This window comes from Streptomyces sp. NPDC020362, from assembly GCF_040642095.1.
GTDB lineage: Bacteria > Actinomycetota > Actinomycetes > Streptomycetales > Streptomycetaceae > Streptomyces.
Genome location: NZ_JBFAET010000462.1, coordinates 1 through 1,798 on the forward strand (window position 1 = coordinate 1; position 1,798 = coordinate 1,798).

At 71.0% G+C, this 1,798-nt stretch carries 2 protein-coding genes and 1 pseudogene; 1 reads left to right on the forward strand and 2 read right to left on the reverse strand.

Going from position 1 to position 1,798, the window contains the following annotated elements; genetic code table 11:
- Positions 1–229: 229 nt before the first annotated feature.
- Together AB0H32_RS48215 and AB0H32_RS48220 are read right to left on the reverse strand one after the other, a co-directional pair.
- Entirely contained in the window at positions 230–835 is a 606-nt protein-coding gene (locus AB0H32_RS48215) for an HAD family phosphatase (protein WP_361136069.1), read from the reverse strand.
- Complete coding sequence (locus tag AB0H32_RS48220) at positions 832–1,638, reverse strand: MFS transporter (protein WP_361136072.1); 807 nt, start codon at positions 1,636–1,638, stop codon at positions 832–834. The genes AB0H32_RS48215 and AB0H32_RS48220 overlap by 4 nt, the downstream gene beginning before the upstream one ends.
- A 36-nt stretch (positions 1,639–1,674) precedes the next feature.
- Between AB0H32_RS48220 and AB0H32_RS48225 the strand changes: the two are divergent.
- Positions 1,675–1,798 (forward strand): annotated as a pseudogene (locus tag AB0H32_RS48225) (DUF4245 domain-containing protein); the annotation flags it as partial.

A 1,798-nucleotide genomic window follows, 5' to 3' on the forward strand; every position in this document is an offset into this window, starting at 1 on the left:
AGCTGCAGCCCCCGCCGGACGGGCTGTTGCCGTTGCCTCCCGCCCCCGGTGCACCGGGGGCGGGAGGGGCGGTCCGGGAGATGAAGACTCTCCTCCGGGCCGTCCGGGAGAAGAAGCCCCTCCTCCGTCTCCTCTCTTCTTTTTCCTTCCCCGCCGCCCGGACGAGAAGGTCAGGCCCAAGATCCCCCTCCTCCCGCACTCCGCAGGGCAGGGAGGAGATGCGGCGACGTCACGACGTGTTCGCCTCACGCAGTGCCTCGGCGAGGGCGGCGACGCCCGTGAACAGGTGGCCGCGCAGGCCGACCTCACGGGCGGCGAGAACGTTGTCGGAGCGGTCGTCCACGAACAGGATCTCCTCGGCGGGCAGACCCAGTTCGCGGATGCACCACTCGTAGGCGGCCGGGTCCGGTTTGGCGCTGCCGATCCGGCAGGACAGTCCGAGCACGCTGAACCGTCCGAGCCACTCATGGGTGGCCTCGTAGTGGGCGGCGAGCTCCTCCGGGATGTTGGAGAGAAGCCCGAGGCGCAGACCCCGGCCGTCCAGCTCGGCCAGGAAGTCCACGCTCTCCTCGTCGACCTCGCTCCAGCCGGCCAGGTCGGCGGCGATCAGATCGTGGATCTGCCGGCCGGTGAACGGTGTGCCGATCCGCTCGCCCACGCTCTTCCAGTAGGCGGGGCCCATGACGTGGCCGCGGTCGTACGGCGGGCGCAGCGACCAGTAGGCCTCCCAGAAGCACTTTCCGCTCACACCGGCTGTTCGTTCGATCACGGCTTGGGAGTGCGGGGACTGGACACGGGCCAGGACTCCGAACATGTCGAAGAGGACGGCCTTCACGTATGCACCTCCGAGGGGCTGGTGGTCCCGGCGGAGGCGGGGACCGAGGTGGACGGTCCGTTCGGATCGGGGGCGTTCCTGCGCAGCCGGAAACTGATGAGCAGGCAGATGGCGGCCAGGGCGAACAGGACGGCCGGGAGCGCCCTGACGTCCAGGCCGTCGATGACCACGCCGAGCAGTGGCGGGAAGGCGACGCCGCCGACCATCGACGCGGCCATCACGTAGGCGCCGGCGGCCCCGACGCTCGGCACCGACCGGTTCAGCCAGGGCAGACAGGTCGGGAAGATCGGCGCGATGGCGAGGCCGACCCCGAAGTAGGCGTAGGGCGCCGCCGAGGGAAGGGTCGCGAGCAGCAGGAATCCCGCCATGCCCGCGCAGCACACGGTGAGGATCGCGGACGCCGGGAGGCGCAGGCAGAGCGGGACCACGACGAAGCGGCCGATGGTCATGGCGGCCCAGTACGCGGACGTGGCGGTGGCGGCGGTCGTGGCGGCGTAGCCCACGGCCTCCAGATGGGTGGGTTCCCATCCGCCGACCCCGGTCTCGATGGCGACATGCAGCACGTAGACGCCGATGAACGCGGCGATGACCGGCGCGACGCGCGAGCCCGTCCCGGAGGACGCGGTCGCGGCGACGGGTTCCGGCTCCCGGGAGGCCACCCCGCCGAGAGTGGACACGATGAGCACGCACAGGGCGGCGAGTCCGAGGAAGATGCCTGGGTAGTGCTCGGCGCCGAGCCATCCCACCAGAGCCGGCCCCGCGATCGCGCCCACGCCGAAGTGGCCGTTGAGCACGTTCAGCATCGCGGTGCTGCGGCGGCCGAAGGCGACGGCGAACAGGTGGTTGAGGCCGTAGTCGACGCCGCCGACATCGGGCTGGCGGCGGGGTTCATCTATCTCCTCGTGCCGCACAGCGATCACGCTCCCGACCTCAAGCGGGTCGACTACCGGGTCGAGCTGTCGA

Coding starts and splice junctions, on each gene's coding strand:
- AB0H32_RS48220 (WP_361136072.1), bottom strand. CDS start 1,638: ATGCTGAACGTGCTCAACGGCCACTTCGGCGTGGGCGCGATCGCGGGG.